This is a genomic window from Zhongshania borealis, from assembly GCF_039539625.1.
GTDB lineage: Bacteria > Pseudomonadota > Gammaproteobacteria > Pseudomonadales > Spongiibacteraceae > Spongiibacter > Spongiibacter borealis.
On sequence record NZ_BAABDM010000006.1, the window covers coordinates 114,763 to 141,588 of the forward strand.

A 26,826-nucleotide genomic window follows, 5' to 3' on the forward strand; every position below is an offset into this window, starting at 1 on the left:
TCCCAAACCACTAAAAGTTCAAGCCCCAATTCCCTAAAACCCACAGACCACGGCCTATAACGAGTAAATTTAGCCCTATTAGCTTGGTTCTATTGCCCGCAATTCTCGCCCAACAACCAGCCAAGCGCCCAGCAGGCCTAGGCCTCCGGCGAATAGCCATAACAATAAGCTATCGAGCACACCCAAACCTAATAGCTGAAAATCACTTTGATACGACACTGACAACTCGGAAATTGGCGTCCGCAACCAATACAATCCGCCCTGTACTAGAAACCATGATGCCAGTCCGCCGCTCAGGCCATACCAAAAACCAGTATATAGGAAGGGCCGTCTCACAAAGGCATTGGTTCCGCCTACCAGCTTTACGACCAGGATCTCACTACGCCGACTCTCTATGGCGAGCTTAATGGTATTGCCAATGATCAGTAACACCCCTACCGCTAGCATCCCGGCTAGCGCCAGAGTGAGGCGACGACCTAACTCTGTAATTTGATTTAAGCGCTGTAGCCATTCCATATCCAGCTTAGCCAAATCCACCTCAGGGAGCTTAGCCAAGCCTTTCTGAAGCTCCGTAACCGCCGCGGCGGAGATATTCGCCTCGCGAGGCGTTACCACAATCAATCCTGGCAGGGGGTTACTGTCTAATTGGTCAAGCACATCACCAAAGCCAGAGCTGGCGCGAAATTCCACTAAAGCGGCATCTGAGGAAATATACTCGGCGTTTAGAACACCGTCCCGCGCCGCAATACTGCGACGTAGATTTTCGGCCTGACTCGTCGATACTTTTGGCTTTAGAAACAGAGAGATACGCGCAGCGCCTTCCCAGCCACTACTCACCGCCTCAATATTATTCAAACCAATATACAAGCTCGTCGGCAGGGCGAGCGCAATGGCAATTACCAAGCTCGTTAATAAAGTGGCGGCAGGCCGATGCAACAGGCGCTGCAAACTATCAAGAGCGACTTGCCTATGATGACTACGATAGCTGGCGAGTCGGTCGCGCAAACCCGTTCTATGTCGGCGAGCGCCTTTCACATCTTTACGGGCAGCAGGGGTTTGTAGCTGCCCCAAACGCCGCTTATTCAGTTTATTCTGGGCCATTATCAGCCCCTCCCGCCGTTATGAGGCGGCCCTTGCGCAGAGTAAGCAAACGATAAGGCATTCGCGCAATCAGCGCGAGGTCGTGACTGGCAATCAACACCGTAACCCCAACCTGCTTAAACTGTTCGAATAGATGCATGATCTCAGCAGAGAGCTGGGGGTCAAGGTTACCGGTGGGTTCATCGGCCAGCAAAAGCGCGGGCTTGTTGACCACTGCTCGAGCAATACCTACTCGCTGCTGCTCACCACCAGACAGGGTAACGGGATTTTTGCGTTCTTTATCCAGCAACCCAACTTTGTCCAGCGCCGCCCGCACACGGCGGCCAACGTCGCGATGGCCGTAACCAGCAATAATCAGTGGCAGGGCAACATTGTCATAAACGCTACGATCAAATAGCAACTGATGATTTTGAAATACTACACCAACATCTCGGCGCACTTCGGGAATATGGCGCACTGGCAATTTTGATAAATTGCGCCCACCAACAATAACTTGGCCGGTGCTTGCGCGCTCCATCACCATGATCAATTTCAGCAATGTACTTTTACCCGCGCCGCTATGGCCGGTTAAAAACCGCATTTCACCACGGGGAATATGAAAGCTCACATCGGTGAGTGCTTCATGACCGCCCTCGTAGCGCTTGCTGACCTGATCAAATTGAATCATTGCTGCTTTTGTGTCCAACCAAATAAGGCGCCGACGAATTCAGAGGCGCGGAAGGGGCGCAGATCTAAGATACCCTCGCCCACCCCAATAAATCGAATGGGAATACCCAGCTGTTTGCTAATAGCAAACACGATACCGCCCTTGGCGGTGCCATCAAGCTTAGTCAATGTGAGACCAGTAACACCTACTGCGGCCTGAAAATGCTTGGCTTGGGCTAAGGCATTTTGACCAGTACCGGCGTCCAGCACCAGCATCACTTCATGAGGCGCATTGGGATCAAGCTTCTTCAGCACCCGCACTACCTTTTTCAGCTCTTCCATTAAATTGTCTTTATTGTGCAAACGGCCAGCGGTGTCCGCAATAAGAATATCGACCTTGCGCGCTTTGGCCGCTTGCAGTGCGTCAAATAACACCGAAGCACTATCGGCACCCGTGTGCTGGGCAATAACCGGCACTTCGTTACGCTCGCCCCACACTTGCAGCTGCTCGACCGCAGCTGCGCGGAAAGTATCACCTGCCGCTAACATTACGGAGCGACCACCGGCCTGAAATTGCTTGGCCAATTTACCAATGGTGGTGGTTTTACCCACGCCGTTAACGCCAACCATTAAAATGACATAGGGGCCAGGACCTTCAGGGATTACCAACTCCTCCTCAGCCGCCGCCAGTAAAGTACTCAATTCTTCCTGCAGCGCAACGTAGAGTGATTCGGGGTTATCCAGTTCTTTGCGTGATACTCGGCGGGTAAGGTTGCCAATAATTTCTTGGGTGGCATCTACACCAACATCAGCCATAAGCAGATGGGTTTCAATCTCTTCGAGCAGCTCGTCGTCAATCTCTTTCCGACCGAGGAAAAGATTGGCCATGCCCTCGCCCAACTGGGCGCCAGTCTTACTCAGACCGTCGCGAAAGCGCACCAGCAGGGAAGCTTGCTCTTCTGGGGTTAATTCCAGGTGCTGCCACGGGGCGATTTCTTTGTCGTCGATAAAGCCTTCAGCCGCCGCCAGCGCCGCCTGATCTTCTTCTGAGCCAACAAAAGACTCTTTGAAACGGGCAAATAAGCCCTTCTTAACGACTTCAGTTTCGATTTCGGGCGGCTTTGAATTCTCAGTCATGCGGGTATTTATATTCCGGGTAAGGTTTACAGTATAAATAAAAGCCGTATCCTACCATTTCTCTGAGTAACTGGCACCGGAAACACCATGGCCAAAGCCCCCCGTAATTCTAGCAATGCAGCAGCTAATACGAGCCCAAGCAGTCGCCAACAGGGCAGCCTGCGGATCATTGGCGGCCAGTGGCGCAGTCGCAAGCTTGATTTTGAGGGTGCCGCCGGCCTGCGCCCAACCAGCGACCGCATCCGCGAAACACTGTTTAACTGGCTCAACCCCACCATTCACGGTGCCCGCTGCTTAGATTTATTTGCCGGCTCTGGCGCGCTGGGGCTCGAAGCTCTGTCGCGCTACGCCGCGCACTGCGATTTTGTCGACACTGATCGCAGTAGCTGTCAGCAAATTCGTCAACAGCTGGAAAACTTGCGCTGCCCTCACGCCACCGTACACAGCAAAGAAGCCCTCGCCTTTCTGAATAAAAGCGCGCAAAGCTACAATATAATTTTCCTAGACCCGCCATTTCACTTGGACTTACTCGCACCTGTAATTGCTAGCTTGGCCAAGCACTCATTAAAACCGCATACCCAGATTTATATAGAAACCGCCAGCGACGAACCACTGCCCGCCTTACCCGCTAACTGGCAAATAGATAAAGAAAAGAAAGCGGGACAGGTTATTTATCGGCTAGTATCAGTTAGGGAGCAAATGGAAGCATGACTGTTAAAGTTAGAGTCCACCTTTACCCCCTAGCCATACATCGCTAAGCTAGAATTTCTACCCGTCAAAACTATGTCACCGTGGAGCAATCATGCCAGCAAGTAAAATCAAAGCCTCCCTGCTTGCGTTATTTACTAGTGCAACGATATCCGCTTACAGCTTTGGCAATGATGTCACGGCCCAGCCTCAGCTTGCGCATAACGCCGAATTATCAGTACACAAAAACCCAAACTGTGGGTGTTGTGGCGCCTGGGTTGAGCACGTGCAACAACAAGGGTTCAGTGCCACAGTGCAAAACCATGACAAGCTAAATGCGTTAAAAGCTGAACTTGGCATTCCAGCTAAGCTGCAAGCCTGCCATACATCTGTATCCAGTGACGGTTTTGTTTTTGAGGGCCATATTCCTGCGCGCTATATCACACAGTTTTTAGCTGAAAAGCCCGATGGCGCGCGCGGCCTCATTGTCGCAAACATGCCCATAGGTAGCCCCGGCATGGATATGGGCCGCGGCTTCCAAGCCTATGACGTTTTGTTGCTACTACATGACGGCAGCACCCAGGTTTACGCTACGATCAAAAACAAGACCGAACAATAATTAACCGGGCAAATTTTTGTCGGGAGCTAAAAAGGTAAATATTCGTTTTATCATCACCCGGCTGTCATAGTCAGGATTTGTTCCAACCATTAAAGCAGCTTCGGTTAATCCACCTACCAATATTCGCATCGCGAATTCTTGATCCAGCGCAGTTAAGGGTGATTTAATTTTCAAACCGCGCTGACCTTGTGCAAGCATTGCCCGCACTTGCTTCACCACCAAGGTATTCGCCAAGCGCTCACGCCCCAAAATATGTGGGGCGTCTACCAACACAATTTGTACAAAACCGGGCTGCTGACAGCAATCGATAAAGCAGTCCCACGCCTCGTATAAAATACTTGGTGAACTTGGGTCTAACGCCAACAACTGATCTAAAAGTACGCGTTCCTGAGTTTCGGTGACTGCTTCAAAAAGCTGTATTTTATTACCAAAGTAATGATAAATCGGCCTTATTGTCAGCCCGGTATCGGCGGCGACATCCTCTAGTGACGTTGCCGTATAGCCTTTGCCAGCAAACAATTTGATCGCACTGGCCAAGACCAAATTCGACGTTTCTTCGCGGCGTTGCGACTGGGTTTTTCTGGCCGCGGGTTTAACGACGGTCATCACACACAAATTCCTATTAACGAGTAAATCAATCTTTCTAACGATGAGCTAAGTTTAACTTGCTGGCTAAGCAAATGATATGTAGCCTAGCTACATATCATTCAAAACGACAATAATTATTATGACCAAGCAAATTGCCAGTGACGCCGCAGCTTCCTGCTTTTCTGCCGCCAACATTAACGGCTTGACCCTAAAAAATCGCTTTATCAAAGCCGGCACCTTTGAAAATATGACGCCAAACGGCGTTCCCGGCGACCGCCTGCAGCGTTTTCATGGTGGGCTTGCCGACGGCGGCATTGCGATGACGACCTTGGGCTATTGCGCAGTAGAGAACGACGGCCGCTTGAATGAAAACATGATGTATATGCATGAAGGCATCCGCGTCCAATTGAGCAGCTTAATCGCCGACCTACACCAACGCGGCACCTTGGTCTCCGGCCAAATGGGTCACAGCGGCGGCTTTTCTAAAAATCGCCAGCTTAGTCGACGCCGACCACTGGGGCCAAGTTTTGGCGTAAATGGTTTAGGCATCGCGCAGGGAATGTTTTTTTGTGATGCGATGAGCCTTAGCGACATCGACGCCATGGTCAGCAGTTACGCCCGCGCCGCAATTTTCATGAAATCGGTGGGCTTTGACGCACTAGAAATTCACTTTGGTCACGGTTACGGCCTTTGCCAATTTATGAGCCCTAAAACCAATAAACGTAAAGACGAATACGGCGGCAGCTTAGAGAATCGTATGCGCTTACCACTAAGAGTATTAACGGCGGTGCGCGAGGCCGTGGGCAAGGATTTCCCACTACTCGGCAAAATCAGTATGACCGAAGGCGTGCGCGGCGGTTTGCACTACGACGACGCCGTAGAGATCAGCAAGTTTCTAGACCAAGCGGGCATTGACGGCATTATCACCAGCGGTGGCACCAGCACCATGAATCCCATGATCATGTTTCGCGGCGGTAATATTTTACCCTGCATGCTCAAAACTGAGCCGAGCCGCATCATGCGAATGATATTGCGCGCTGCGGGTAAATCGATGTTTAAAGACTACCCCTATAAAGAGTTGTATTTTTTAGAGCAGGCTAAACGTATTCGTGAAGTAGTAAGCTGCAAGATGATTTACGTCGGCGGCGCGAGCACTCGAGCAAGTTTTGACCAGTTAATGGCCGCAGGATTTGATTTTATTCAATTAGGACGAAGCCTACTCAGCGACCCAGATCTACCGAATCGCGCGCAAGCCGAGAAAGGTTTTGTAAGCCGCTGCACTCATTGCAATGAATGTGTGAGTACAATTGAAAGCCCTCAGGGTATTCACTGCACACAGTTTAGAAGCATGCCAGATATCGGGCCGAGCAAATCATTCAGGGCAATTTGCTTACAGTGACGTCGACCTCGCCTTCACAGCTGTTGTTTTTTAGCATTAACAGATTCGCATTCGCCGCAGAGCTTACGGTTGCGCCGCTAACCTCAACTTTGTAGCCATTAGGGTAATGAAGTTTGGGCAAGTAAATTTGTGTATCCGCATTCGCGGCACGAATTTGGTAGCGATAGTGAAAATCAGCCGTAATTGTGTCGAACGACAATTCCAACGGAATACCCGCCGTCGCCTGGGGATAGCTACGCTCTAACTCTCTCAGCTTGTCGAGCTTTGCGCTGCTGAGATCGCCGTCATCAGTAAATAGACCTTGTGCGCCGCTTTCTTGTGATTGTGTTGTGGGATCATTCCAGTTCTTATAAGCCCAATACTGCCAACCTGTTAAATGCGTATCGGCCAAGTTCGCAACCCTATTTAAGAGCACAGTGTCATCGCTCGCACCAAATTCAGTCACGAGCTCAACAGCACCGATTCTTTCACTGGTTATACGCGCCTGCTCAAACACCTTTCCCTCAAACCCTTCACAGGTATCTGGCAATACATCGGGTATAGGTAGACCCAAATCCGCGGCCTGCAAGAACGCGGTCAAAGGGCAGTAATTGTGAACTGAGTAGCCAAGCTGCGATTCGCCATCAATGGGCGTAAACCCCGTTGGCGTGCCGGTACCGCCTGCCAGTAGCTGAGGTTCGATCCAAACCATATTTTTGCTATCAACGCCTCGAATAGCCGTAATAGCATGCTCAAAAAACGGTTGTATTTCTCGGTCTGCAGCAGGGCACCCCAACTCAGGCAGTATACAGGTCGGCCATTCTAAGCCTGCCCATGGCTCATTGAGCAGGTCATAACCCATTGAGTAGCTCTGATCAGCCCACTTGCTGGCAATTGCCTGCCACCCAGCACCATAGCCCTGCCAAATTTCGCCCCGTTCGGCCCAGAGATTATCGAATGTTTCCGATACCTGGGGAGTGAAATAATTAAACGGAAATCCCAGTGCCGGCGACCCTAACAGACTGGTGGTTAAGCCGGTTGGAATGCCCCATTCTGGAACACCCTCGCCCTGATATATCTCACCCAGCATATCCTGATGAAAATCGAAGAGCATCCAAATCCCACGCTCAGCAAGTAATTGTACGACTCGATCCCAAGCGGCAAGGTAATTCTGATCAATCTCCCCCGGTGCGGTGGGAGAAACACCAATCCACAAAGTGCCAATACGCGCAGTATTAAAACCATGTTCAACCAACCAATCAGCGTCGGCAGCGGTAAAGCCTTCGAGGCTATTTGGAGGAAAATACGGAGCCAACTTCCAAACTAAGTTCACGCCATGGCTGATTACCACACGATTGTGATTATCAATCAGCCAACGACCGTCGCGCTGTAACCGAGGGGTATCACCTGAGTCTTGCGCGGAAGCCGGACATGTATTTGCTTGATTCGGCACCGACTCTGTTTGAGTGGAGCTTTTGCTATTACAGCCAGACAACACCACTGCAATCATAATTATGATCAATTGAAAAATTGCCGGCCGCGGTGGTATTTTATTTTTCATGCTTTAAATCCATTTACTTGCCAGACCACCCACGTTTGAGCCGACGGTATTTATTTAAGAGATACTACATTAAACTGCGATACCGCTAGGGCAACACAGTTCACACCATGTCATCGCGCTGTCGATATAGATTAATCACAAAGATCGGCAGCACCAACAAGGGGAAGGTACCTGGAATATAGAATCCATACACCACAAATGCCTCTAATGCAGTTTCCGGCACAATAAGTCGACGCCCAATAAACAAGGCATTCAATATCGGACCAATTATATTCGCGTAGCACCCCAAGACCAGAACAACTCTTGCCATGCTAAGTAAGGGACTGCGCAAATTTAACCGCAGCCAAATACCGGCTACCGCGAGTAATAGAAGACCATTAACAATCCCTTCCATATGCGCAAAGCGCCAGGCACCATAGCCAGGGTCACTCGTCACCATCGTCGCTGCGGCATAAGAAAAACCAACACCAGACCATAAACCCAAGAACAAAACGATGAAACCGTGCATGGCTAATCGACGCTGCTGATCGCGGCCCAATGGTGAGTCCAACATAATTTATCCTTTTATTAGATTTTTGCTGGGGAACAAATAAACACTGGAATGTCTCGATCAGTACGCGCTTGGTACTCGTCGAAGTCCGGATATAAGCTCAAAAGATGGGGCCACAACTCCCGCTTTTCTTCAGGACTGGCCTGTTCGGCAAGGTAATTCTGCGTGTCACCCCCAACCATAATATCGATCAGCGGATTCGCCGAAATATTGAAATACCACAGCGGATGTTTCTCCATTCCGCCTTGAGAGGCGACCAGTAGCTTCTTATCATTCCATGGCAGGTGTATGAGTGCGATTTCGCGACGTTCACCGGAACGTTTCCCCGTCATTCCCACAATACAAACTGGAAAGCCGCCGGGAAAATTTTTCATCAAACGACCACTGCTCCGCTTGTAAACCCAAACATTGAAGCGAGTATAATATTTCATTACCCGCTGCACCGCGCCCTGCCATTTAAGCGGGATGGCATCGACTTCCTCACGACGCGCTTTTACATAATCGAACTTACTAGCCATTTTTATTATTCTCAGTTTTTACGGCATTCTTTAAAAAGTATACTAATTTAACGCCTAAGCCCCCATTTAACAGTTACAAAAACGGCCATGTGCCAGTGCGTTTTATCACTGGCAACATGGCCGTTACTCTTAGCACCGACGAATGGGATTTACCCGACCCAGTTTGGCGCCCTCCGCAAATCCAAAGTATGGGGGTATTCGCCCGGTGACTCTTCCGGTGGCGGCGCCAAGGGCCGAGGCGGCTCAGGGAAAAACTCCCGCACCGCATCTAAATCTGGCCGTGGTGTATAGGGGCCGGGGGTGTGCTCTAAAGTGCCAAAACGGTTCCCCCTGCGCGCCTCTGCCTCCATAGCGTTTACTGGGAAGGTCTCGTAACTCCGGCCGCCGGGGTGAGAAACATGGTAACTACAGCCACCCATCGAGCGCCCTGTCCATGTGTCGATAAGATCAAATATCAGGGGCGTGTGAACGCCAATCGTTGGATGCAATGCCGATGGCGGCGCCCACGCCCGATAACGCACTCCAGCAACATATTCACCATGCGTAGCAGTATTACGCAGCGGAACACGTCGGCCATTACAAGCGAGAATATAACGCCCGTCCGTTAAGCCACTGACTTTGACTTGCAGCCGCTCTACCGAGGAGTCCACATATCGAGCAGTACCGAAACTACCAACTTCTTCGCCAAGTACATTCCAGGGCTCCACCGCCCACCGTAATTCAATTTCGATTTCGTCGAGTTTAACGCGACCGTAATGCGGGAAACGGAACTCCTCAAAAGGCAAAAGCCATTCAGCCTTGAACGGAAATCCATGCAACTGTAAGTCAGCGATAACTTCCTTCATGTCTTGCCACAAAAAATGAGGCATCATAAATTTATCATGTAACGCGGTTCCCCACCGTACTAAGGGCTTTTTGTATGGCTCAGCCCAGAACCGCGCGACCAAGGTGCGGATAAGCAAAGCCTGAACCAATGCCATACGACTATGGGGCGGCATTTCAAAACCGCGAAACTCCAATATCCCCAAACGCCCAGTTGCGCTATTTGGCGCATACAGCTTATCGATACAAAACTCTGCACGGTGGGTATTACCAGTGATATCGATAAGTAAATTTCGCATCAACCTATCGACCAGCCAAGGCTGATCCGCCAAGCCCTCAGGCATTTGCTGAAATGCAATTTCCATTTCATAGAGCATCTCATCACGGCCTTCATCAGCGCGGGGAGCCTGACTCGTAGGGCCGACAAATGCGCCAGAAAAGATATACGACAAACTAGGATGGTGCTGCCAGAAAGTAACCAGGCTGCGCAGCAAATCTGGGCGACGCAATATAGGACTATCCGCCGGCGTCGCACCGCCAAGCGTAATATGATTACCACCGCCAGTACCGGTATGGCGGCCATCGAGCATGAATTTCTCCGCACCCAGGCGACATTCCCGTGCAGCAATGTAGAGCTCGGTCGTATTGGCTACTAACTCCTGCCAGTTAGACGTCGGATGGACATTCACTTCGATTACACCAGGGTCTGGCGTCACCAATAGTTTTTGTATTCGTGGATCTCGTGGTGGCTCGTAACCTTCAATAATTACAGGTACAGCGAGCGATTCAGCTGTTTCTTCAATGGCAGCCACTAACTCAATATAGTGTTCAAGACTGTGTAATGGCGGCATAAAGATATGCACCTTGCCGCCGCGTGCCTCAACACACATTGCTGTGCGCACCAAGGGCACGCTATCGTCCAAGGCTTCGGCAATTGCCTTGCTCGCGTCCTGCAATTTTTGCGCTGTCGGCGGATACGATTCCGGCGGAAAATGAATATCCTCGCGTGCCTGTAAGTCACCTCGCGGTTCGAAAGGATCGCGATCGGCAGGTATATCCGGCTCAGCTGACTCAGGTAAATCACCCAACGGCAGGCGCAAACCCATCGGCGAATCACCGGGCGTAAGAATAAGCCGCTCGCGCTTAACGTTCCAAATACTACTACTCCACTCACCACTTTCAGGATCGCAGGCGAGAGGTACAATATAGCCACTAGGATCCTTAAACCCCTGTTCCAAAAGGCGGGCTAAGCGACGACGCCCTAGATCATCACTGATTTTTGCGGCGAGAATATCGATATTCTTTGGGATCTTTTGCTCTTGTAACAAATAGTGCAGAGCATCTTCAAACGCGGGCTGCACATAATCTTTGGGGAGGCTGAGCAAGCCTGCAAGTTTTACCGCGAATTTCTCGGCATTCTTAACAGTATGTCCGTAATCCTGGTCAACTCGCGCCAAAAGCTCAGGCTTAGTCCATATGGCTTCGCCGTCTTTTCGCCAGAACAGACCCAAGGCCCACCGAGGCACTTCTTCACCGGGATACCACTTGCCTTGACCGTAGTGCAACAGCCCCATCGGGGCGAAGTGATTACGTAATTTCAACAACAATGTTTTCGCTAGACGCAGTTTATCGGCGCCGAGAGCGGCGATATTCCATTGCGCAGACTCCATATCGTCAACCGATACAAAAGTGGGCTCCCCTCCCATAGTAAGCCGAACGTCTTTGGCGACAAGGTCACGGTCGACAGCATCACCCAATAGCAAGATATCTGCCCATTCGGCATCGCTATAAGGCTTGGTGACACGGGGATCTTCATGAGCTCGTTCGACCTCATTCGTGTAATCGAACTCAACTTCACACTCGTCGGTATAGCCTTCGATTGGCGCAGCCGAGACTGGATCTGGGGTACATGCAAGGGGAATATGTCCCTCACTAGCAAATAAGCCAGAAGTGGGATCTAGGCCTATCCAACCCGCGCCAGGAATATACACCTCACACCAGGCATGAAGGTCGGTAAAATCTTTTTCTGGCCCACTAGGCCCATCTAAGGATTTCTCGTCCGAGCTCAGCTGCACCAAGTAACCGGATGCAAAACGCGCCGCCAAACCTAAATGGCGGAATATTTGGACCAACAACCACGCAGAGTCGCGGCATGATCCTTTCGCTAGACTGAGGGTTTCCTCTGGCGTTTGCACGCCTGGCTCAAAGCGAATGCAATACTCTATTTTCCTTTCAAGTATCTGATTCACTTCCACCAAAAAATCGTTCATTCGTCTTGGTGTTTTCGAAATTGTCTTTAATAAGGCATTGAAATTCTTGCCTTGCTTTTCCTTCTCTAAATAGGGTGCCAGCTCCTTTTTAAGCTGCTTCTTGTAATAGAACGGAAAATTCTCTGCGTATTCTTCAAGGAAAAAATCGAAGGGGTTTATCACCGTCATGTCGGCGATGACCTCGACCTCTATAGAAAACTTGTCGGTTTTTTCCGGAAACACGAGGCGGCCAAGATAATTACCAAAAGCATCTTGCTGCCAATTTAAAAAATGGGTTTCCGGCACGACCTTCATGCTGTAGCTATGAATTGGAGTACGACTGTGCGGCGCCGGTCTGAGCCTAATGATGTGGGGTGACAAGTTAACCTCGCGGTCGAACTTGTAGTAGGTTTTATGGTGAATTGCCACGCGAATTGTCATTACATCTCCTGCGAATACCGCAACTCAATCGACAAAGATTGATTATTTACTAGCTGAACTACGGTCAACTAGGGTGCCCCTTTCGCCATAATACCGCGAACATGACAAAATATACGCCTACGCGGTGGGCTTCCATCGCATAAACATGACAAAGAAATATTTACTTACGACACTACTAGTCAAGATCAAGCACATTCTGCGCCATCTTCGCTCAGAACTTTGACCGCCAGATCCCTAAAATGACGTATCAAAAGACTGAGCCAGCGAAAATAAACACGGCGGTGAGCCCGCAACTCATCAGTGAGAGAAGTAAACATCCAGTTTTATCGTAAAACTGGCTTCGGCGTTCCATCCATCGATTTTAGGGAAAAAGACTTCTGGGCTCGCCGTGACAAACACCCACTCTTCATACAACTTATAGGTATAGCTAACGCCAGTAAAATAGGCGGTCAACTGGGCTTGAAATTCATTAGAAAACACCAAGCCACCGCGGTACTCCACACCGGATCTATCTGATAAGCCCTGAGCGAGGGAAAACACGTGAACGTTTTCGAAGTAATCATATTGATCTTCAAATTCGAGTACAGTCCAGTACCGCAGGCTTGAGCGCTCGCCCAGCGGTCTACTTAGCTCAAATTCTGAAGATTCACCCCAGCCCCGGTCACTGAAATACCATATCTCCTGCAGAAATTCCGGAGTCCATTCACCCCAATTATCAAACGAGCGTCTGAGGCGGTAACGGCCAAAACCGACTAAAGGCGCGCGCAGCTTAACCCCTATTCGTGCCGAACGCTTCCACTTATGCCATTCGCTGTCTGGGGTAATCTCGAGACCAGAAACCGACTCCTTACGACTGAAGCGCTCACCTGTAGAGTTACTGCGTACCCGCTCTTCTAGTGAATTCTCGCTTTCCTCGTCGCTGCTGAAAAAAACCTTCATTTTCCGCTGGGTATTTGGCAGATCGAATTTGGCTTTTACTCGTACATCGGTCTGAATTCCGCCACGCTCTTCCCATGTCTGCTTGAGCTGAACCTTTACATAACTCTCATTAGTATAATCAGGAGGCGTCTCTTCCTTACTAAAATATCGATCAACGCCTTCCGCAAAACCCACCCATGTCTCAGACCAATTATCACGCGTAGCTTCAGCACTCACGAGCGTCCGCGTTAAAATGTCTTGCCGTGGCGTATCAGAATCGAGGGGAGTTGCTAAGGTAAAGGATGCATGAAGTAAGGCAGTAACACAGCACAGCAATTTAAAACATCTGTACTCAACGTACCGACAAGAACTCATAACTACTACCAACTTCATTGACGTCTAATGACTATAGGAAGAGCCGTCATTAACTTCCACTAAACCGTGCAAATTACACAAACAAAAAAGGCACCCGAAGGTGCCTTTTCGCAGAACTTAAAAGCAAAATCAGCCGTCTTTAAGTGCTTCTTGGCGCTGAAGCTCTTTGTCCATGAACTGCATCCACTGCTTCGCGTAGTCCTTAGACTTCTCGCTTTTCGCTGCTTCTTTAAAGGCCTTTTTAGCGCCCTCATATTCCTGCAGGTTGAAACGAGCCATACCAAGCACTAAATAAGCAGTATCTGGCCGTTTGAGATCACCTTTTTTAAATGCGTTTTCGATCGCCTTTTCGGCTTTACCAAACTCATCGTTATCGAGGTAAATATTCCCCAACCGTGACCACAATTCGCCTTTCTCAGACTTAGCTGCAGCTTTTTCCATCTCTGGAATCGCCTTTTTCAGCTCCTGCGCCTGACGCCAAGCATTACCTAACAATTCAAGATTCTTAGAGGTTGCAGGAATCTGGCCTTTCTTAATGCCTTTATCCAACACCTTAGCCGCTTTGTATGGCACTTCCTGAGACAGATACAGGTAAGCCATATTAATCAGCTCTTTATCATTATCCAGAACACCTTCGGTGTAAGCCGTCTCCATTGCTGCAGTCGACTTACTTTCCATTTTCAGCTCGTTATACATGGCTGAAAGCTGGAGCCAGTAGGCTTTTTTCTGGTAATGCTTTAGCGTTTCTTCAAGAATCGCGGCAACACGCTTAATGTCGTTCTTTTCATAATACAAATAGCGCTGCAAGCCCCACCATTGCTCTTTAGGAACCTTGCCACGGCTAGTATAGTCATCGATAGCTACTTCAATGTACTTCAGCGCCTTGTTCAAGTCCTTTAGCTGGTAGTAACCCTGTGACAACAGTGCGTATGCGCCTGCGCCAGGGTCTTCCTGCATTTCCTGCTTGGCTTTAAACCATTCCTGCAGAGTTTTAACGCCGTTGCGATAATCCTCTTTTACGAAGTAAAGCTGAGCGATAGTGTACTTAGTGTTTAACTCCATCGCCTCCGGAATATCCGGCTGCTTAACAACATTGCGGTATGCATCCAAAGCTAATTCGTATTTTTCCTGCGTAAAATAAATAAACGCATACATATTATACAAATTGGCGAGTTCATAGCTATTGAGCGAATTCCGGCCTTCCTTATCACGGAGTTCATTCAGCAGCTGAATCGCCTGAGTGTACTTTTTCTCGTCCGCAGCCATCTGCGCTTCATTTAATTTTTCATAAATTTTAGCGCGGATTGCCGGCGTTCTGCGTGTGCTGCGCTTAGGCTTTTCCTTTTTCTCGGCAGCGTGGGCAATACCCACGCTTTGCTCACCGACTAGCGGCTGCATGGCAGTACTAACTACCGGCAGCGCAAGAACAGTGGCAACACCTAAGACCAGAGAACAACCCAGCTTGACCAACACCGGACGCATCGCTTTAGTGCTCGAGTGATAATCAGACATTATTTTTCCAACTCATAAGTGAACCGGTTCTGTATGCCCGGCACCTCAATAGGCTCGCCGTCGGACACACGCGGTTTGTACTTAAACTTCTCTGCGGCCTTTACAGAAGCACGCTCAAAATAACCAGACGGCTCGCAATCGACTGCCACGATATCACGGGTAGTACCCGCTTTAGTAACCGTGTACTCGACAGTACAATATCCGGTGACGCCACGACTTTGCGCACGGCGCGGATATATTGGCGCAACTTTGACGATTGGCAAGTACTCACCGTCGGAAGCAGAAAGCCCCCCGGCAGTATTGGTCAGATCGACACTCTGAGCTGGGGTCATATTGACAACATCCAAGTTCGGATTGATGTCTTCCATCTCAGGTTGCTCCATATCCGGCGGTGGCTCGTCAGGCTCCTTCGGCTTATCGGGCTTGCTGTCCTTCATTGTCTCAATCTTGGTGTCCGGCATTTGGATATCGGCCAGCTTCGTACGCGGTTTTTCGTCCAGCGTTTTATCAGCCATCTCGATAAGCGATGGCATTATGATGAACAGCGCAGCTGTCACCACAAATGCCAATGCGGCACCATATAAAAGTCGAATATTCATATTGATCAGCTGTCTTCAGTGGCCAATGAAACATCGTATACACCAGCCGATCGGCTAGCGTCGATAACCGCAGTAACTGTTTCGGTATTCGAGGCTTTATCAGCCTGAATAACAACAGCACCTTTTGGATTTTCGGCGTGCATCCGCTCAACAACAGAGCGTACTGCGCGCTTATCTACCCGGCGTTTATCAATCCAGATTTCATTAGTTGCCGTTACAGCAATCAGAATATTAACATTCTCTTTTTTACTTGATGTTGACGCGTCTGGGCGGTTCACCTCGACGCCAGCTTCCTTAATAAAGGACGCTGTTACAATAAAGAAGATCAACATGATAAACACAACGTCGAGCATCGGCGTTAAGTCTATTTCAGAGGGATTATCCTCTTGTCCGCCTCTTTTATTCCTTCTCATGTTAGCTCTCTTAGTGATCTGTTGTCAGATGGTCTTCCAAAAGCTCGCTCTCACGTTCCGCAATACTTTTAACATATGTATTGATAAAAACGCCTGACAAAGCTGCAACCATACCCGCCATTGTCGGGATTGTTGCCTTAGAAACACCGCCGGCCATCGATTTAGCATCGCCGCCACCTGTTACCGCCATGATATTAAACACTTCAATCATACCGGTAACAGTACCCAACAATCCCAACAGTGGGCACAGCGCCACCATTGTTTGGATCATTGGCAAACTCGCATTAATTTTAAGTGATACTTGGGATATCAGCTTTTCGCGAATTCGCTTGGCATTCCAGGATTTACGCTCTGAGCGTTTTTCCCAGCTACCAATGGCACCATTGACGTCTTTCGACAACTCAAATTTGTAATACCAAAGTCTTTCCAGAGCGAGAGTCCACATCAGGAACGTCAGGCCGGCGATGGCCCATAGTACGTCGCCGCCTGCATCCATGAATCGTCGAATTATCTCCGCCCATTCATTCAGTAGGTACATCGCTTAATTCCCCGCGTGACCTTCCGTGTGTTCGGCAATGATGCCCGTAGTTTGCTGGTCAAGAACATGAATAATCTTCTTGGCCCGACCGCTGACAAATGTGTGCAGCAGAACTGTTGGGATCGCTACCACCAGACCGAGTACAGTAGTTACCAGTGCACCAGAGATACCGCCAGCCATTGCTTTTGGATCACCAGCACCAAAGATGGTGATGGCCTGGAAGGTGATAATCATACCGGTAACGGTACCTAGTAGACCCAGTAGCGGGGCAACTGCGGCAATAATCTTAAGTAGATTCAGCGAGTTCTCTAGGCGCGGAGTTTCTTTCAGAATCGCTTCCGACAGCTTCAGCTCCAAAGTTTCTGCATCCATGGTTGGATTATCTTCATGGATTTTTAATACGCGACCGAGGCTGTTATTGCTGTTGGCTTTTTTGCTTTTCAGCTGACTGTTCACTTTCATATCTTCGATAGAAAGAACAATCAAACGCCAAATCGCAATCAACATAGCCAAAGCACCAACTGCACTGATTACGTAACCAACCACACCACCCTGATGCCAGCGCTCAGTTAAGGTTGGGCTGTCAATCAATGCGGCTAGGTAAGAACCACCGGTAGGACCAGTAGGGTCAACACCAAAGGGGTGCATACCTGACGTAGCGTTGGCCAAATCTTCCGCCCAACCCATGTAGCGGGTAGGCTGGCGAGACAATACTGCCAATGTGCCGTTTTCAGCGATGTACTGCAGGTATTCACCTTCGGTGTTAACCGCGTTGAAAGTACCGATACGTACAACGTCCTGTTCGCTTTTCTCGCCGCCAGCACTGGTTACAGTGGTGCGGAATTTAACAACGCGACCAGACTCAGTCATTTCACGCTGTAGTTCGAACCAAACGCGCTCGATTTCCTCAATGCTAGGCAGCTCTTCAGCACCAGACATTTTAGCAATCAAATCATCAATGAACTGTTCGCGCTGAGCAAACTGAATACTGACAAGTGACGACTGGAAGTTTGAACGCAAATCACCAGCGGTAGAGGTCAAGTGACCAAACAGCTCGGTTAATGTACCCAAACGTTCTTTTAGCTGGCGCTGTTTCTCGGTGAGAACGGTTTCATTTTCTTCAAAGCTTTTCTCCAGATCTGAAGAACGCTTTTCTTCTGCAGCAAGAGTACGCTTCGCTTCGTCCAGGGTCTTTTTCTGGTCGTAACGGGCAGCGACAAAACGCTGCTCACGCTCTTTGTTTTCACGTGCATCGGTCGCATAGCCTTGGCGAACCATTTTAAGCAGTTCATCAAGTGACTTCGCATCTTCTGCCATAGCGGGCATCGCTGCAACGGTAACCATACCGCCAAACGCAAGCACTGCGGCCTTAAATAGATTACGTTTCATTATTTCGCAGCCTCCGGAGCAGGAATCGGGAGTTTCATAATATCGATAGAAGCCTGTTTATTCGAAATCCGCAGACCCTTTTGGATCGCGCTGCGGTAGTCGCCAGAATCCAATTCAACCCAGCTGCGCTTGTCTTGATCCCAAGCACCAGACTGTTCGCCGTCAGTGGTTTGGTACATCAAGCCAATACGACCTATACGCAAGAAGTTTACATCGCGCTCTGAACCAGCAACCAAGGCAACACCTTTGTAGCTATCAATTTTGCGACCGTATTCGTTCTCAATTTTGTAGGCTTCAAGCACTTGACGGAATTTCTCAGCGATAGTGATATCGGAGCGATCCATGTTGCTGCGCAAAAACTCTACACGCTCTTTACGCTCGTCGATATGAAATGGAACGTCTAAAGCGACAAACTGCTCTAGGCCGTCGATCATACGCATTAGCAAAGGCGTAATTTGACGCTGAATTACAGTGGCGTCGTCAACTGAACGCTCTAAACCTGCAATACGGCGTAACTGACCGGCAATCTGCTTCTCAAGACGACCGTTATAGACGCGCAAGCCATCAACCTGCTTCATCACAGTTTTATAATCTTGGAGCAAATCACCTGTTTCAGCTGCTAGACGGTCGATTTTAACCTGCGACGCTTTTGCAGCCTTAGTTCTTTTAACACCTACATCAAGAACTTTACTAACAGGAATCAATGGTTTAGGGGGTGGCAGTTGTGCTGCCGCAGAATCTTGCCCAGCATTTGTATCAGCCGAGTAGGCCGGCGACATAGCCAGCATACTTGCAGCCATACCGACCGCCAGCGCGATTGTCTTCAATCGTTGCGTTTTCATGGGAATTGCTTTTCCTATTTGGGACGTTTAGTGAAAGCAGAGCTTATTATCTTGTTCAGCCGTACGGCCAGTCTTAAGACCGTGCTTTCATACAGCGGAGCTTATTTTAATCATGAGCAATCATAAGAATCAACGGGAAAACTAAATGTTTCGTAATATAAAAAATATTGCAATATTGCTGGGTTGATGTGTTACAGATTCGAGAATTTAGGTAACAAAAACAGGCTTTCAAGTAACGCTCACTACAAAGACAAATTCGCCTTTGCGCAAAGCGCCTGATCGTTATTCGTACAAACCACCTACTATTCAGCCGAAACCCTCTCTAAGGTCACGAAACTATACGCCAAGTCTTCAGGATTTGTTACGGGGTAACACTCTCGAGTCGTTTCCTGCCACTCCGCGCCATCCAGCTCCGGAAACCATGCATCGCCCTCAACACTGAGATCTATCTCCGTTAAGTAGATTTTTTGCGCCTTGTTGAGCGCACTGCGATAAATTGCCTCGCCACCAATCACCACCACTTCCGCCAAGCCTTCCGCTCCGGCGTGAGCACATGCCAACTCTAACCCCGCCGACAAACTGGCCACCACGTCAGCGCCAGCGGCCGAATAATTAGACTGCCTGCTGATAACAATATTCCGACGCCCAGGTAATGGTCGCCCAATCGACTCCCATGTTTTACGCCCCATGATAATCGGCTTACCCATGGTCATCGCTTTAAAATGCTTAAGATCCGCAGGCAGGCGCCAGGGCAATTGATTGTCCACGCCAATGACCCGATTATTCGCCATCGCCACAATCATCGAAACAGTAACCGTCATAAAACCTCCAAAATTAGATCGCGATTGGGGCTTTTATGGCCGGATATGGCTCATAGCCAGCAAACTCAAAATCATCAAAGCTATAATCAAACACGGACTCAGGTCGCCGCTTTATGTGCAGTTTCGGCAAAGCTCGGGGTGAGCGCCGCAGTTGCTCCTCCACAATATCGTTGGTGAGGTGATTTTGATAAAGGTGGCAATCGCCAAAGGTGTGTACAAAATCACCAACTTCTAAATCACACTGCTGCGCAATCATGTGAGTTAGCAAGGCGTAGCTCGCAATATTAAAAGGAACACCCAGGAATAAATCAGCACTACGCTGATAAAGCTGACAAGATAAGCGCCCTTCCGCCACATAAAACTGAAACAAGGTATGGCACGGCGGCAATGCCGCCCGGCCGCGCCGCACATTCTCTTGCGGACTCAACGACTCATCAGGGAGGTCGGCAGGATTCCAGGCACTCACCAACAAGCGCCGAGAGTCCGGCTTACGGCGAATCATGTCGATAACTTCGCTGATCTGATCGATGGTACTGCCATCAGGGCAAGCCCAGCTGCGCCACTGTTTACCGTAAATAGGCCCTAAGTCGCCATCCTCCAACGCCCACTCATTCCAAATAGAGACCCCGCGGTCCTGCAGCCAACCATTATCACAGCTCCCCTGAAGGAACCACACCAACTCACAAATAATACTGCGTAAATGCACTTTTTTTGTGGTTAGCAGGGGGAAGCCCTGCTGTAAATCAAAACGCAATTGCCGGCCAAATACAGATCGTGTGCCCACCCCGGTGCGGTCCCCTTTATCGGTACCGTTGTCACGAACATCGCGTAGCAAATCCAAATACTGTTGCATACTATTTTCCTGTTTTATCCATTGCTGCGTTGCAACTATAAGTCCACACCAACAAAAGCCCACCGATCAAAATCATAGGCAACGAAAGCTCTTGTCCGCGCGTAAGCCAGCCCATGGCATCAAAGCCAATATGACGATCAGGCTCGCGGACAAACTCTACTAAAAAGCGGAAGCTGCCGTAACACACCAAGAACAACGATCCCGCAGCGTACGGCGGACGTTGTTTTCGGGTATAGAAAAACAAAATTGCAAACAAAACCACCCCTTCCAAAGCGAACTGATAGAGCTGCGATGCATGCCTCGGCAGCTGCAGCGGGTCTCGCGGAAACAACATTCCCCACGGTCCATCAGTGGGCCGCCCCCAAAGCTCTTGACCAATAAAATTACCAATGCGACCAAGGCCTAAGCCAATAGGCGCTAACGGTGCGATAAAATCCCACAGCGCCGATATCGGTACTTTAATTTTGCGAGCATAGAGCGCAACAGCAACAATGACTCCAAGCAAGCCGCCGTGAAAGGCCATCCCACCTTCCCAAATCCGAAACAGCCACAGCGGATCTTGCAAAAACTGAGGAAAGTTATAAAAAATCACGTAACCAAAACGTCCGCCTAAAATCACACCCACGGCACCGTAAAAAATCAGATCCTCAACTTGCGCCTCATTTAACGGACTCCAAGGCTGGTGACTGCGGCGCTTGGCTATATACCACGCAGCGGCAAATCCGGCTAAGTACATCAGCCCATACCAATGAATAGACAGCGGCCCTAAACTCACGGCGACTGGATCGATATCAGGATGTCTCAACATGCCCTATAGTGCTCCCCAAATAAATTGACTTCCTACTACTAACAAGAACCCAGCAAAAGCACGGCGCAAATGCACCGCCGATAGACGCTGAGCGAATCGCGCGCCCCATTTAGCACAGGGCGCACTCAATAAAACCAAGCCCAATAACGCTGGCCAATAAACAAACCCAGTACTGTATTCAGGCAAACTTGCGTGACCAAATCCGACAATGACATTAGTTAAGGCACCCACAATTGCAATGGGGACACCACAAGCAGCAGATGTAGCCACCGCCGCCTGCATACGCATATTGCACCAAGTCAAATACGGTACGGTTAAAGAACCGCCGCCAACGCCAAACAATGCGGAGAAATAACCAACTCCGACCCCCGCAGACAACAACCCGGCAGTGCCCGGCAAAGCTCTTTTCGCCGCTGGTGCGCCGGCAAGCCCCATATAAGCAGCAATCACAAGGCAAAACACACCAAAGGCTAACTTCAAGCTGGCCGCCTCTAAGCGACTTGCCGTGGCAACCCCAAGAACCACCCCTAAGGCAATCCCTGGTGATAAGCCTCGCCAACTAGCCCAGTCTATATTGCCCATTTTATGATGGGCTCGCACGGAGCTAAGTGATGTCACCACAATCGCAGCCAGCGACGTACCCACCGCAAGCTGCATGGCGATATCCGGGGACACCGCCAAAACGGCGAAACAAGCCATTAGCGCAGGTACGATAACAAGCCCACCACCAACGCCGAACAAGCCGGCAGCAAATCCAGCTATCGCGCCAACGCCAAGGTATACCAGCAATACCATCACACACTAGACTCGCTATAAAACTGCTATTATGACGACCTCAACCGGCAAACAACAGCGTATGATTCTATGTGTTTGATTTTATTGTCATGGCAACAACAGCCGGAACATCCACTAATTGTTGCTGCTAACCGCGATGAGTTTTACTCACGCCCCACTCTGCCCGCCAACTACTGGCCGGAGCACCCACAAATATTGGCGGGTCGCGACTTAGAATTTGGCGGAAGTTGGCTCGGCATAAGCCGCAACGGCCGCTTTGCCGCGGTCACCAATCTCCGCGAGGTCGAATCGAAAGGTGAGCGCAGCCGTGGCGACTTGGTCAAAAACTTTCTATTAACCGATACCAATACCGCGAAACACCTAGACCAACTGGAAGCAGCCAAAGCAAATTACCGGCCGTTTAACTTCATCGCTTTTGATGGCAAGACACTGGGCTACAGCAATAACGCCGAACCCGGCTGGCAATCATTACCACAGGGAAGTCACGCCATTGGCAATTTCCCGCTCAGCGCAGCCAACGAAAAAACGAGAAAGGGAAAGCGAGATCTAGAAGCAACGCTGCACCACCGAGGCGACCATGTAGCATTGCTAAGCATGCTACAGAACAAGGAAAGTACAGGGGAACACAAAGAGCCACTCTACCGCGGGCTATCGAGTCGCTTTGTCAGCTTAGCCGGTGCAGAGTACGGTACGCGGTCCAGCAGCATCCTATACCGCCACCGCGATGGTAACTGGGACTTCTGGGAACAACTCTACAACACCAGTGCCGCCGATCCCGCCTTTCTAGACCCGCAGTCGCTAAATCATTTCAATGTGAGAGCAAACCAGCCCTAGGCGCTACCGACAGGCTGGAGCAAACGCTCCATCCCGATATTGATCATGGCTTTGCGCAATATGGCCTTCACTTCGTCAGCAGTATCGACCAACATCACACCATCGAGTAGAGCCTGTAAATCTTCGAATCGACAGCTACGGATAACCGCCTTAACACGCAGTAGGCTATTGTCATTCATGGACAACATATCGTAGCCCATCGCCATTAAAATCAATACCGCTGCAGGATCCCCTGCTAATTCCCCGCAAATGCCAACAGGTTTACCCTCGGCATGTGCGGCATCGACCACCTGCTGCAAACTATTTAGCACTGCAGGATGGTAGGCGTGATATAGATCAGCAACGCGCGTGTTATTTCGGTCAACGGCCAGCAGATACTGCGTTAAATCATTCGACCCAACCGACAGAAAATCGACACGACGCGCTAGTTGCCGCGCCTGATAAACCGCTGCAGGCACCTCAACCATCACCCCGATCGGCGGCAGACTAATTTCCCAACCATCTTCAATTAACTCATCATACGCTCTGCGCACCAACTCTAGGGCTTCATCAACTTCCTGCACATTGCTGATCATCGGCAGCATAATACGCAGATTATTGAGACCTTCGCTGGCCTTGAGCATCGCCCTCACCTGAACCAAGAAGATCTCCGGATGATCGAGCGTAACGCGAATCCCCCGCCAACCAAGAAATGGGTTTTCCTCTTCAATGGGGAAGTACGGCAGCGCTTTATCACCACCAATATCCAATGTGCGCATCGTCACTGGCAAGGGTGCAAAAGCGAGCAGCTGCTCCCGATAGATAATGCGCTGCTCTTCCTCACTAGGGAAACGTTCGCGCAGTAAAAACGGAATCTCGGTACGGTATAAACCAACGCCCTCGGCGCCACGGTCCAGCGAGCGAGCGACATCAGCCATTAAGCCAGTATTTACCCACAGCGGCATACGATGTCCATCCAGCGTTTCACTGGAAAGGTCGCGCAAGGCTTCCAACCCCTGATTTAGGGCGTGGTCCTCTTCCGAAACCGATTGAAAGTGCTCATAAATTTCAGGCGTAGGGTTGTAGTGAACATAACCTGAGTAGCCGTCGACAATAAGATTGGCTTTTTCTATTTGAGTATAGGGTAAATCGCTGGCGCCCATCACCGTTGGAATACCCATGGCGCGCGCCAAAATTGCTACGTGGGAATTACTCGACCCACGCACTGACACCATGCCCACCAATCGCTCGCGAGGCACATCACCCAGCATCGACGCAGTAAGCTCTTCACCCACCAAAATAGTTTTTTCAGGGTATTCCGTTGGCTCTACATCGCTGGCCTGCAAGTACGACAACACTCGGCGACCCAAGTCTTTAATATCCGTGGCGCGCTCTTTGAAATAAGCATCTTCCATCATTTCAAAAGCGCGAACATGACTGGACATTACCTGACTTAGCGCGCCTTGTGCCCACTCGCCCTCTTCGATCTTAGCAACGACCTCAGACGCCCACGCGCCATCATCAATGATCCGCAAATACACATCAAATAAAGCGTGTTCATCCGGCGGTAACTGAGTGAGTAACTTTTCACTCAAGGCGCGAATATCTCGGCGAACCGCGTCTAGCGCAGCTGTAAACGCCAGAAGCTCGGCTTGCGGATCATCACTTTGGCGACGAGGCACCGAATGCAATTCGGCCAGCGGAACAATGACTACAGCTTGGCCAATCGCCACCCCGGTCGCGCCAGCAATACCCTTAAACGATGCTGTCGCGCCAACAGTATTCTGGGCAGTATTGATCGAGCCGGTAGCACGGGCGTGTGCAATAACCCCTGCCAGCTGAGCCGACATTGTTACAAGAAAAGCCTCTTCGTCTTCATCAAAGCGGCGGCTGTCTTTTTGCTGCACAACTAAAACGCCCATCACCGAGCGCTGGTGTATGATCGGTGCACCCAAAAACGAGTGGTACTGTTCTTCACCAATACCTGGTAAATACAAAAAGCTGGGATGTTTTTCAGCATGATCGAGGTTAACCGGCTCTTCACGGCGCGCCACCAAACCGACCAAGCCCTCGTCCGGGCCGAGGCTGACCTTGCCAATCAAATCTGGGTTCAAGCCTTGGTTTGCCATAAAAATCAGGCGCTTAGAATCCGGATCACGCAAATAAACGGTGCATACCTCAGTATTCATTACCTCAGCAATACGACTAACAATAATATCCAAAGCCGTCTGCAGGTCACCCGCAGCGTTAACCGCCTGAACAATACTGCGTAGCGCTTCGAGCATCATCGCAATTCACCAGCGCTGAATTCGCTTGCGCTATCTTTCACCAAGCGCGCATGGCGTGGCGCCAACTCCTTCATGGCTCTGCGGTAAACTTCACGCTTGAACGCCACCACCTGACCGAGCGGATACCAATAGCTCACCCACTGCCAATGATCGAATTCAGCTTTGTCGCCGCAATCAAAACAAACTTTGGCGTCATCGGTTTTCATTTGTAACAAAAACCACTTCTGCTTTTGACCAATACATAGCGGCTTGTTTTCACGCCGAATCAAACGTTGGGGTAAACGGTAACGTAGCCAGCCGCGAGTGCATGCCAACATATCAACATCTTCCTCGCGCAGGCCAACCTCTTCATACAATTCACGATAAAGCGCAGCTTCAGGGGTTTCACCCTCATGAATACCACCTTGAGGGAATTGCCACGCGCTTTGACCAACACGGCGTGCCCACAAAACTTGGCCGTGCTCATTCGCGAGCACGATGCCAACATTTGGGCGGAATCCATCCGAATCGATCACTAGCTCACCTATAGGTTTGATTTTATGTCTGTTTTCTATTGTTCCATAAATTCACCACCCTGGGAATTCACCAATTGAAGTCCAGTGATGGGAAAGATGAAATAGCCTGCAACAGGCGCTATGCTAGGCGGCAAATTAAACCCCGCCGACCACATCTAGCAGAGATACACTATGCCCTTAGCAATTTTTGACCTCGACAACACCTTGCTCGGTGGAGATAGCGACCACGCTTGGGGTGAATTCCTCGTCAACGAGGGCATTGTCGACGGCAACGATTTTAAGCAACAAAATGACGCGTTCTATCTTCAGTACCAACAAGGCAGCCTCGATATTCACGCTTATTTGCGTTTTTCCCTCGCACCGCTCAGCAGATACTCTAGCGCCGAGCTGAGAGTATTGCACGATGCATTTATGGACAAATACATTAAGCCCCTGCGCCTACCTAAAGCCGACACCCTAATATCAAAACACCGAGCCGCTGGTGACGTTCTTATAATTATTACCGCAACCAATAGTTTCATTACCGGCCCAATAGCTGCCGCTTTAGGAATTGACATACTACTCGCCAGCGAAGGTGAAATCATAGATGGCCGCTATACCGGCAACCCAAGCGGCACACCGTGCTTCCAAGAGGGAAAAGTAACACGTCTAGAGGCCTGGCTCACAGACACCGAACAAAATCTGGCTGACGCCTATTTTTACAGCGACTCTCACAACGACTTGCCACTCTTAAAGGCAGTTGATAACCCAGTAGCGGTTGATCCAGATGAGAAATTAAGAAGTTATGCCGAAGACGCTGGTTGGCCGGTAATTAGTCTCCGCAACTAAAACACCAACCAAACCAGCCTTACCAATAAAGCATTAGCTCTTTTGGAAGATCAAAAATTCCATTACCCAGCAGGGAAACACGTCAGCGGTGCCTGCGCGCAGGCATTCAACTGATCCAATACCGACTGCAGCTCATCCGGCACGCCCGGCGTTCCTTCAATTGGTAGCGGACAAGCCGTGCTTTCGTCTTGGTCAGTACACACGGCAAAACAATCACCGTAGG

26 protein-coding genes are annotated in these 26,826 nt (G+C 49.8%); 5 read left to right on the forward strand and 21 right to left on the reverse strand.

Annotated elements, in window-relative coordinates; genetic code table 11:
- Positions 1–78: 78 nt before the first annotated feature.
- From ftsX to ftsY, 3 genes are read right to left on the reverse strand one after another with little or no spacing between them, the layout of a single operon-like run.
- Positions 79–1,101: a permease-like cell division protein FtsX gene (gene ftsX / locus ABD836_RS14840; protein WP_344937433.1), complete on the reverse strand. Its 1,023-nt coding sequence runs from the start codon at positions 1,099–1,101 to the stop codon at positions 79–81.
- The gene (ftsE, locus tag ABD836_RS14845; protein ID WP_344937435.1) at positions 1,088–1,768 is read right to left on the reverse strand and encodes a cell division ATP-binding protein FtsE; all 681 of its coding nucleotides are present in this window, start codon (positions 1,766–1,768) and stop codon (positions 1,088–1,090) included. Before ftsE ends, ftsX begins: the two co-directional genes overlap by 14 nt.
- Positions 1,765–2,883, reverse strand: a complete 1,119-nt coding sequence (ftsY, locus tag ABD836_RS14850) for a signal recognition particle-docking protein FtsY (protein ID WP_344937437.1) — start codon at positions 2,881–2,883, stop codon at positions 1,765–1,767. Before ftsY ends, ftsE begins: the two co-directional genes overlap by 4 nt.
- Positions 2,884–2,970: 87 nt before the next feature.
- Between ftsY and rsmD the strand changes: the two genes are divergently transcribed.
- Both rsmD and ABD836_RS14860 read left to right on the forward strand, forming a co-directional pair.
- Positions 2,971–3,594: a 16S rRNA (guanine(966)-N(2))-methyltransferase RsmD gene (gene rsmD / locus ABD836_RS14855; RefSeq protein ID WP_344937439.1), complete on the forward strand. Its 624-nt coding sequence runs from the start codon at positions 2,971–2,973 to the stop codon at positions 3,592–3,594.
- Positions 3,595–3,685: 91 nt separating this feature from the next.
- Entirely contained in the window at positions 3,686–4,189 is a 504-nt protein-coding gene (locus ABD836_RS14860) for a DUF411 domain-containing protein (protein WP_344937441.1), read from the forward strand.
- Here the strand turns inward: ABD836_RS14860 and ABD836_RS14865 are convergent, their stop codons facing one another.
- Positions 4,190–4,795 (reverse strand): TetR/AcrR family transcriptional regulator, encoded by a 606-nt coding sequence (locus tag ABD836_RS14865; RefSeq protein ID WP_344937443.1) that lies wholly within the window; start codon positions 4,793–4,795, stop codon positions 4,190–4,192.
- Positions 4,796–4,916: 121 nt separating this feature from the next.
- Here ABD836_RS14865 and ABD836_RS14870 point away from each other — a divergent pair, with 121 nt between their 5' ends.
- Positions 4,917–6,176 carry an NADH:flavin oxidoreductase gene (locus tag ABD836_RS14870; RefSeq protein WP_344937445.1) on the forward strand — a complete coding sequence of 420 codons (1,260 nt, stop codon included), beginning with the start codon at positions 4,917–4,919 and terminating at the stop codon, positions 6,174–6,176.
- On the opposite strand, the gene ABD836_RS14875 is transcribed toward ABD836_RS14870, so the two are convergent.
- The 15 genes from ABD836_RS14875 to ABD836_RS14945 all read right to left on the reverse strand — a co-directional run bounded on the left by ABD836_RS14875 (position 6,154) and on the right by ABD836_RS14945 (position 22,159).
- Positions 6,154–7,716 (reverse strand): cellulase family glycosylhydrolase, encoded by a 1,563-nt coding sequence (locus tag ABD836_RS14875; RefSeq protein WP_344937446.1) that lies wholly within the window; start codon positions 7,714–7,716, stop codon positions 6,154–6,156. The genes ABD836_RS14870 and ABD836_RS14875 overlap by 23 nt on opposite strands.
- 100 nt (positions 7,717–7,816) lie before the next feature.
- On the reverse strand, positions 7,817–8,269 hold the full coding sequence (locus tag ABD836_RS14880) for a styrene oxide isomerase (protein WP_344937447.1): 453 nt from the start codon (positions 8,267–8,269) through the stop codon (positions 7,817–7,819).
- 14 nt (positions 8,270–8,283) lie between these two features.
- Entirely contained in the window at positions 8,284–8,784 is a 501-nt protein-coding gene (locus tag ABD836_RS14885; RefSeq protein WP_344937450.1) for a nitroreductase family deazaflavin-dependent oxidoreductase, read from the reverse strand.
- 149 nt (positions 8,785–8,933) lie between these two features.
- On the reverse strand, positions 8,934–12,296 hold the full coding sequence (locus tag ABD836_RS14890) for a transglutaminase family protein (RefSeq protein ID WP_344937453.1): 3,363 nt from the start codon (positions 12,294–12,296) through the stop codon (positions 8,934–8,936).
- Between the two features lie 297 nt (positions 12,297–12,593).
- Positions 12,594–13,451, reverse strand: coding sequence for a hypothetical protein (locus ABD836_RS14895; RefSeq protein ID WP_344937456.1), 858 nt, complete (start codon positions 13,449–13,451; stop codon positions 12,594–12,596).
- Between the two features lie 267 nt (positions 13,452–13,718).
- Entirely contained in the window at positions 13,719–15,101 is a 1,383-nt protein-coding gene (locus tag ABD836_RS14900; RefSeq protein ID WP_344937458.1) for a tetratricopeptide repeat protein, read from the reverse strand.
- Positions 15,101–15,700 carry an energy transducer TonB gene (locus ABD836_RS14905; RefSeq protein ID WP_344937460.1) on the reverse strand — a complete coding sequence of 200 codons (600 nt, stop codon included), beginning with the start codon at positions 15,698–15,700 and terminating at the stop codon, positions 15,101–15,103. Before ABD836_RS14905 ends, ABD836_RS14900 begins: the two co-directional genes overlap by 1 nt.
- 5 nt (positions 15,701–15,705) lie before the next feature.
- Entirely contained in the window at positions 15,706–16,113 is a 408-nt protein-coding gene (locus ABD836_RS14910; protein WP_008252309.1) for an ExbD/TolR family protein, read from the reverse strand.
- A 10-nt stretch (positions 16,114–16,123) separates the two neighbouring features.
- The gene (locus ABD836_RS14915) at positions 16,124–16,651 is read right to left on the reverse strand and encodes a MotA/TolQ/ExbB proton channel family protein (RefSeq protein WP_344937464.1); all 528 of its coding nucleotides are present in this window, start codon (positions 16,649–16,651) and stop codon (positions 16,124–16,126) included.
- A 3-nt stretch (positions 16,652–16,654) separates the two neighbouring features.
- Positions 16,655–18,040 (reverse strand): MotA/TolQ/ExbB proton channel family protein, encoded by a 1,386-nt coding sequence (locus tag ABD836_RS14920; RefSeq protein ID WP_344937466.1) that lies wholly within the window; start codon positions 18,038–18,040, stop codon positions 16,655–16,657.
- Entirely contained in the window at positions 18,040–18,882 is an 843-nt protein-coding gene (locus ABD836_RS14925) for a DUF3450 domain-containing protein (RefSeq protein WP_344937469.1), read from the reverse strand. Before ABD836_RS14925 ends, ABD836_RS14920 begins: the two co-directional genes overlap by 1 nt.
- Positions 18,883–19,184: 302 nt before the next feature.
- Positions 19,185–19,703 carry a dihydrofolate reductase gene (locus tag ABD836_RS14930; RefSeq protein WP_344937471.1) on the reverse strand — a complete coding sequence of 173 codons (519 nt, stop codon included), beginning with the start codon at positions 19,701–19,703 and terminating at the stop codon, positions 19,185–19,187.
- A 13-nt stretch (positions 19,704–19,716) separates the two neighbouring features.
- Positions 19,717–20,556 carry a thymidylate synthase gene (locus ABD836_RS14935; protein WP_344937474.1) on the reverse strand — a complete coding sequence of 280 codons (840 nt, stop codon included), beginning with the start codon at positions 20,554–20,556 and terminating at the stop codon, positions 19,717–19,719.
- Position 20,557: 1 nt separating this feature from the next.
- A complete protein-coding gene (gene lgt / locus ABD836_RS14940) occupies positions 20,558–21,364 on the reverse strand; it encodes a prolipoprotein diacylglyceryl transferase (protein WP_344937476.1) in 807 nt (268 codons plus the stop codon).
- Positions 21,365–21,367: 3 nt separating this feature from the next.
- On the reverse strand, positions 21,368–22,159 hold the full coding sequence (locus ABD836_RS14945) for a sulfite exporter TauE/SafE family protein (RefSeq protein ID WP_344937577.1): 792 nt from the start codon (positions 22,157–22,159) through the stop codon (positions 21,368–21,370).
- 69 nt (positions 22,160–22,228) lie between these two features.
- Between ABD836_RS14945 and ABD836_RS14950 the strand changes: the two genes are divergently transcribed.
- Positions 22,229–22,993: an NRDE family protein gene (locus ABD836_RS14950; protein ID WP_344937479.1), complete on the forward strand. Its 765-nt coding sequence runs from the start codon at positions 22,229–22,231 to the stop codon at positions 22,991–22,993.
- Here the strand turns inward: ABD836_RS14950 and ptsP are convergent.
- Positions 22,990–25,257 (reverse strand): phosphoenolpyruvate--protein phosphotransferase, encoded by a 2,268-nt coding sequence (ptsP, locus tag ABD836_RS14955; RefSeq protein WP_344937578.1) that lies wholly within the window; start codon positions 25,255–25,257, stop codon positions 22,990–22,992. The genes ABD836_RS14950 and ptsP overlap by 4 nt on opposite strands.
- Positions 25,257–25,775: an RNA pyrophosphohydrolase gene (gene rppH / locus ABD836_RS14960; protein ID WP_344937482.1), complete on the reverse strand. Its 519-nt coding sequence runs from the start codon at positions 25,773–25,775 to the stop codon at positions 25,257–25,259. The genes ptsP and rppH overlap by 1 nt, the downstream gene beginning before the upstream one ends.
- Before the next feature lie 171 nt (positions 25,776–25,946).
- On the opposite strand from rppH, the gene ABD836_RS14965 reads away from it, so the two are divergent.
- Entirely contained in the window at positions 25,947–26,603 is a 657-nt protein-coding gene (locus tag ABD836_RS14965) for a histidinol-phosphatase (RefSeq protein ID WP_344937484.1), read from the forward strand.
- Positions 26,604–26,826 lie beyond the last annotated feature (223 nt).

Excerpts from the sequence above, each read along its gene's own strand:
- ABD836_RS14865 (WP_344937443.1), bottom strand. The coding sequence starts at position 4,795 with ATGACCGTCGTTAAACCCGCGGCCAGAAAAACCCAGTCGCAACGCCGC.
- ftsE (WP_344937435.1), bottom strand. The coding sequence starts at position 1,768 with ATGATTCAATTTGATCAGGTCAGCAAGCGCTACGAGGGCGGTCATGAA.
- ABD836_RS14935 (WP_344937474.1), bottom strand. The coding sequence starts at position 20,556 with ATGCAACAGTATTTGGATTTGCTACGCGATGTTCGTGACAACGGTACC.
- ABD836_RS14900 (WP_344937458.1), bottom strand. The coding sequence starts at position 15,101 with ATGTCTGATTATCACTCGAGCACTAAAGCGATGCGTCCGGTGTTGGTC.
- ABD836_RS14880 (WP_344937447.1), bottom strand. The coding sequence starts at position 8,269 with ATGTTGGACTCACCATTGGGCCGCGATCAGCAGCGTCGATTAGCCATG.
- ABD836_RS14915 (WP_344937464.1), bottom strand. The coding sequence starts at position 16,651 with ATGTACCTACTGAATGAATGGGCGGAGATAATTCGACGATTCATGGAT.
- ptsP (WP_344937578.1), bottom strand. The coding sequence starts at position 25,257 with ATGCTCGAAGCGCTACGCAGTATTGTTCAGGCGGTTAACGCTGCGGGT.
- ABD836_RS14945 (WP_344937577.1), bottom strand. The coding sequence starts at position 22,159 with ATGGTATTGCTGGTATACCTTGGCGTTGGCGCGATAGCTGGATTTGCT.
- ABD836_RS14870 (WP_344937445.1), top strand. The coding sequence starts at position 4,917 with ATGACCAAGCAAATTGCCAGTGACGCCGCAGCTTCCTGCTTTTCTGCC.
- ABD836_RS14860 (WP_344937441.1), top strand. The coding sequence starts at position 3,686 with ATGCCAGCAAGTAAAATCAAAGCCTCCCTGCTTGCGTTATTTACTAGT.
- lgt (WP_344937476.1), bottom strand. The coding sequence starts at position 21,364 with ATGTTGAGACATCCTGATATCGATCCAGTCGCCGTGAGTTTAGGGCCG.
- ABD836_RS14875 (WP_344937446.1), bottom strand. The coding sequence starts at position 7,716 with ATGAAAAATAAAATACCACCGCGGCCGGCAATTTTTCAATTGATCATA.
- ABD836_RS14965 (WP_344937484.1), top strand. The coding sequence starts at position 25,947 with ATGCCCTTAGCAATTTTTGACCTCGACAACACCTTGCTCGGTGGAGAT.
- ABD836_RS14920 (WP_344937466.1), bottom strand. The coding sequence starts at position 18,040 with ATGAAACGTAATCTATTTAAGGCCGCAGTGCTTGCGTTTGGCGGTATG.
- ABD836_RS14885 (WP_344937450.1), bottom strand. The coding sequence starts at position 8,784 with ATGGCTAGTAAGTTCGATTATGTAAAAGCGCGTCGTGAGGAAGTCGAT.
- rsmD (WP_344937439.1), top strand. The coding sequence starts at position 2,971 with ATGGCCAAAGCCCCCCGTAATTCTAGCAATGCAGCAGCTAATACGAGC.
- ABD836_RS14950 (WP_344937479.1), top strand. The coding sequence starts at position 22,229 with ATGTGTTTGATTTTATTGTCATGGCAACAACAGCCGGAACATCCACTA.
- ftsY (WP_344937437.1), bottom strand. The coding sequence starts at position 2,883 with ATGACTGAGAATTCAAAGCCGCCCGAAATCGAAACTGAAGTCGTTAAG.
- ABD836_RS14930 (WP_344937471.1), bottom strand. The coding sequence starts at position 19,703 with ATGACGGTTACTGTTTCGATGATTGTGGCGATGGCGAATAATCGGGTC.
- ABD836_RS14905 (WP_344937460.1), bottom strand. The coding sequence starts at position 15,700 with ATGAATATTCGACTTTTATATGGTGCCGCATTGGCATTTGTGGTGACA.
- ABD836_RS14925 (WP_344937469.1), bottom strand. The coding sequence starts at position 18,882 with ATGAAAACGCAACGATTGAAGACAATCGCGCTGGCGGTCGGTATGGCT.
- ABD836_RS14890 (WP_344937453.1), bottom strand. The coding sequence starts at position 12,296 with ATGACAATTCGCGTGGCAATTCACCATAAAACCTACTACAAGTTCGAC.
- ABD836_RS14910 (WP_008252309.1), bottom strand. The coding sequence starts at position 16,113 with ATGAGAAGGAATAAAAGAGGCGGACAAGAGGATAATCCCTCTGAAATA.
- ftsX (WP_344937433.1), bottom strand. The coding sequence starts at position 1,101 with ATGGCCCAGAATAAACTGAATAAGCGGCGTTTGGGGCAGCTACAAACC.